General features: G+C 56.4%; 5 protein-coding genes. 4 read left to right on the top strand and 1 reads right to left on the bottom strand.

What is annotated here, in order from left to right; all coding sequences use genetic code 11:
- Positions 1-75: 75 nt before the first annotated feature.
- From VEG30_07680 to VEG30_07690, 3 genes are all read left to right on the top strand, one after another.
- Positions 76-246: a hypothetical protein gene (locus tag VEG30_07680; protein ID HXZ79793.1), complete on the top strand. Its 171-nt coding sequence runs from the start codon at positions 76-78 to the stop codon at positions 244-246.
- Positions 247-253: 7 nt separating this feature from the next.
- Positions 254-697, top strand: coding sequence for a hypothetical protein (locus VEG30_07685; GenBank protein ID HXZ79794.1), 444 nt, complete (start codon positions 254-256; stop codon positions 695-697).
- A 247-nt stretch (positions 698-944) separates the two neighbouring features.
- Positions 945-2,075 carry an ISAs1 family transposase gene (locus VEG30_07690; protein ID HXZ79795.1) on the top strand — a complete coding sequence of 377 codons (1,131 nt, stop codon included), beginning with the start codon at positions 945-947 and terminating at the stop codon, positions 2,073-2,075.
- Positions 2,076-2,288: 213 nt separating this feature from the next.
- Here the strand turns inward: VEG30_07690 and VEG30_07695 are convergent, their stop codons facing one another.
- Positions 2,289-2,708, bottom strand: a complete 420-nt coding sequence (locus VEG30_07695; protein ID HXZ79796.1) for a hypothetical protein — start codon at positions 2,706-2,708, stop codon at positions 2,289-2,291.
- Positions 2,709-2,779: 71 nt separating this feature from the next.
- Between VEG30_07695 and VEG30_07700 the strand changes: the two genes are divergently transcribed.
- Positions 2,780-3,007, top strand: coding sequence for a hypothetical protein (locus VEG30_07700; protein ID HXZ79797.1), 228 nt, complete (start codon positions 2,780-2,782; stop codon positions 3,005-3,007).
- Positions 3,008-3,668: the final 661 nt, after the last annotated feature.

Genomic DNA, 3,668 nt, shown 5'->3' on the forward strand with positions numbered 1-3,668 from the left:
GTTCTCTATCCGGCAGAAGAAGCCGCCGAAATTGCTCGATAAGGCGCGTTTAACGAATTTTTTTCAGGATTGTTTGTGATCGGAGGCAATGGTGGAGGGGAAGCTGTCGCGTTCGACCTCAGAACCGCCGAGCCTCATCCCCTGATCTTTTTCGATATGACGAACATTGACCTTGCCGAAAGCGTAAGGTTGATCGCGCCCACCTTCGATGCAGCACTTGCTCTCATCGGCCGGGAGAAGGAATGACGCGGGGATGACGTTGAAGCAGGCATGTGCGTATCTGCGAAAAGATAAGGTCATTCTCTGTCCTGTGTCGGTGACGACGGCCGGCGTCGGCGTAGCCGTAGAACCGTTCTTGTGCATCGAGGTTGAGAACATTGGCAAGCTAGGGAAAGGTGTGCTGGCGACGTTGGAGAAATCGCAACACGGTGTACCGCATCCGAAGCAGGATCAATGGAAGGCGCTGCTTGCCCCCATGCTGAAGGCGGCGGGCGTCAAGTCGTGGAGTTCATTTGCCAAGTCGGCTAAGTGTGTCGCGATCCGGTTCGAGGCAAATCGAGTGTTATTCCAACCCCTTAGAAACCTTGGCCCGAGAGGCGGATTCGAAGAGCTTCCGAGCGAAAGGGCGCGAACCAGTGTTCCAACCGACTTGGAGGTCGGATCAACCCTGCTCGCTGCGTTCGCTGACGCCGAGTAATCGGTCTCCCCAGCTAAGACCGCAAATGGACCGAAGGAGACTTCGGCGTCGGAAACGGTCACTTATAGCGCCGCACCGGTAGTGTCTGCCATGGATGGCGCCACGCCGGGAATCCCTTCTTCCACAGGAATCAGTCAATCGGAGTCGGTATCATTCGCAGGGCAATCGGGTGAAAAAGAGCGTGACATGAGAAGCGGATGCTGAATCTGTTTTAGGCCTCTGATTCGCAAGGGGAATGGAGGCCGGGATGGACAGCGGAGCGTTGAGCGAGGGTATTGTTTTCCTTGAGCATTTTACAGGTCTGGAAGACCCCAGGCAGCCGGGAAAGGTCGTCTACGCGCTCAACGAGGTGCTGCTTCTGTGCCTGCTGGCGGTACTGGCCGGGGCCGAGACCTTCACGGACATCGCGCTTTTTGGGGAGAAGAAGCTCCATTTGCTCCGCCGCTTCCTACCTTATCCGAGCGGAACTCCTCCGCATGACCGCCTTGGCGAAATATTCGCGGTGCTTGATGCGGAGACATTCCAGCGCTGCTTTGTTTCCTGGGTCTCGGCGATAACCAAGATTCCGGCAGAACTCATCGCAATCGATGGCAAAACTTCCAGGCGTTCCTATAAGAAGAAAGGCGCCAACGATGCGATCCACGTGGTGTCTGCTTTCGCCGCCCGGCAGCGCCTGGTGCTGGGGCAAACAAAGGTGGATGAGAAGTCGAATGAGATTGTGGCTATCCCTAAGCTCTTGAACATGTTGAGCCTTGAAGGAGCCATTGTGACCATCGACGCCATGGGCTGCCAAAAAGAAATCGCCAAGCAGATCGTGACTAAAAATGCGGATTACGTTCTGGCGCTGAAGGGCAATCAAGGCGCTCTGCGCGAGGACGTTGAGTTATTTGCGGCGGAACAGAAAGCTAACGGGTTCAAGGATACAGCTGTCAGCCAGCACGAGACCGTGGACGGCGATCATGGCCGTATCGAGACGCGCAAATATACGGTGCTGCACGATATCTCCTGGCTTCAGGAGCGGCACGATTGGGTGGGGCTGAATGCCATCATTATGGTGGAAAGCACGCGCGAAACTGGAAACAAAATCGAGACGGAAACCAGATTCTACATCACCTCACTCACGGATACGGCAGAGCGGATCGCCATCGCCGTCCGCGGCCACTGGGCCGTTGAGAACAGTTTGCATTGGGTGATGGACATGGTCTTCCGCGACGATGACTGCCGGGTCCGCGAGGGCAACGCCGCAGCAAACTTCGTAACACTTAAGCATATGGCGCATAATCTCGCCCGCCGGTCCCCCGGCAAATTGTCCATCCGGGCAAAGCGGAAAGCCGCTGCCTGGGACGATGAGTATCTCCTAAGCCTCGCCGCCGGTTGAGTTCGCGGCGTTCACCCGATTCCCCTGCGCTCAAGCAAAGGGGAATGGCCTGCATCAGGGCGGCTGTCGAGCGCGCGCAATCTCGCACGACACACGGGAAGCGTGCGTGGAACTTTTTAGTGTCTCTCTAATGGGAGGAAACCCCTCGCCTTGAGGCGATATGATGCTTTAGTCGGCGTTAGCCGAACAGGTTTGCGAAGCAAACCGAACCCCTCAGCTTGTAGCTGAGGGTTCTTCAGTTAAGTCGAGATTCACCGTCGCCAGCGTCTCACTCCCCCACCACAACCACCCGCTCCAACCGCTGCTTCCGATTATCGCCGCGCGCTCGACGAAAATCGTGATGCGGAAGCCGCGCCGGCATCGCAACCGAAATTGCAAATCGAAGACGAGAAAGTCCGACGGCATCCGAAGCCGGCGCTGCAGAAAGCCCAGTTGATACTGCGCGGTGCGCCTGCATGGCAGCGTACCACGGTGGCTGTAGCTGACCAGTAAGTTCTTGGTCTGCTGATAATGATCGAGAATGATCTTGTGGGTCTCGCGGCCGAAGCCGGATTCCTTGTACCCGCCAAATACTGCATGCGCCGGGTACATGAGAGTCGCGCATGCCTGCAATTCACCGACCGCGCTTGACAAGATTATTGTGCATTGCAACATATTATTGTGCATTGCACAATAGGGGTGCCCACGATTACGGAGGACGCATCATGGCTCAGGCTCTACATCTGGATATACCCACCCCGTCGAAGCTGACAGAGGCGCGCGAGTTCCTGTGTGAAGCTGCCATCCTTGTATCAGACGTGAAGTCGCTCCTCGCCGACAGCGGTAATCGCGCGATGGCTGCCCGGCTCAAGGACATTCAGGGTCGCCTCGCAGATGAGATTTGGGCCGTTGAACGGTTGATCGGCGCTACTGCGCGAAGTCTATACCATTGAGCAAAGCGTGACTTTGTCCCTCATGTGTATGGCCGTGACCCGGCGCGTGCGAACGCGTAGTCAAGGCCGCGCTTAGCATCGTCTCGCAATATCTCTCCCAGCGCATCCCCTGACGGCGCATCCACCGCCCGCGCGACCCTGCGGCCAATCACATGAGCAACTCAGCCTGCCTGCGCTAATTGAAATGCGCCGCCACGGCGGCACTCGTTTTCTTCGTTGCTTCTCTCGCTCTAGCGCCTGCACTCGCACGCGATCAGCAGAAGTTAGCGTCAGAGATCAACATCAAAACTCTCAAAGCCGCGGCTGCAATCAAAATCTCCCAGAGGCTACCGAACCGCGTCTGTGATTAAGCGGATCAGCGCATCATTCACTAACGGTGCACAATTTTTTGCTGAATGAGATCCCTAGCGGTTTGATTAGGGGAATTGGGCACCGCTCGGGATCGTGAGGGGCCTTACTACGGCGCTTCCCGCTTCCCACTTGTCAATTAATTCAATTTCTGCCGTGATTCGTTTCTGGGGAAAGGCTGTATAAAGCAAAAACGTCGCGCCATCGGCAGCGCGCTGGACTAATCTCAAACCACAAACCGTGAACCCAGCGGTTGATGTGCTCAACAGCATCCAGCGTTTCGTTGCGCGGTGGGACACTTCACATCACCGTA

The sequence above is a fragment of the Terriglobales bacterium genome (assembly GCA_035624455.1).
Taxonomy (GTDB): domain Bacteria; phylum Acidobacteriota; class Terriglobia; order Terriglobales; family Acidobacteriaceae; genus DASPRM01.

What these genes read in the sequence shown, in the direction of transcription:
- VEG30_07685 (HXZ79794.1), top strand. Translation starts at nt 254, where the DNA reads ATGACGTTGAAGCAGGCATGTGCGTATCTGCGAAAAGATAAGGTCATT.
- VEG30_07690 (HXZ79795.1), top strand. Translation starts at nt 945, where the DNA reads ATGGACAGCGGAGCGTTGAGCGAGGGTATTGTTTTCCTTGAGCATTTT.
- VEG30_07700 (HXZ79797.1), top strand. Translation starts at nt 2,780, where the DNA reads ATGGCTCAGGCTCTACATCTGGATATACCCACCCCGTCGAAGCTGACA.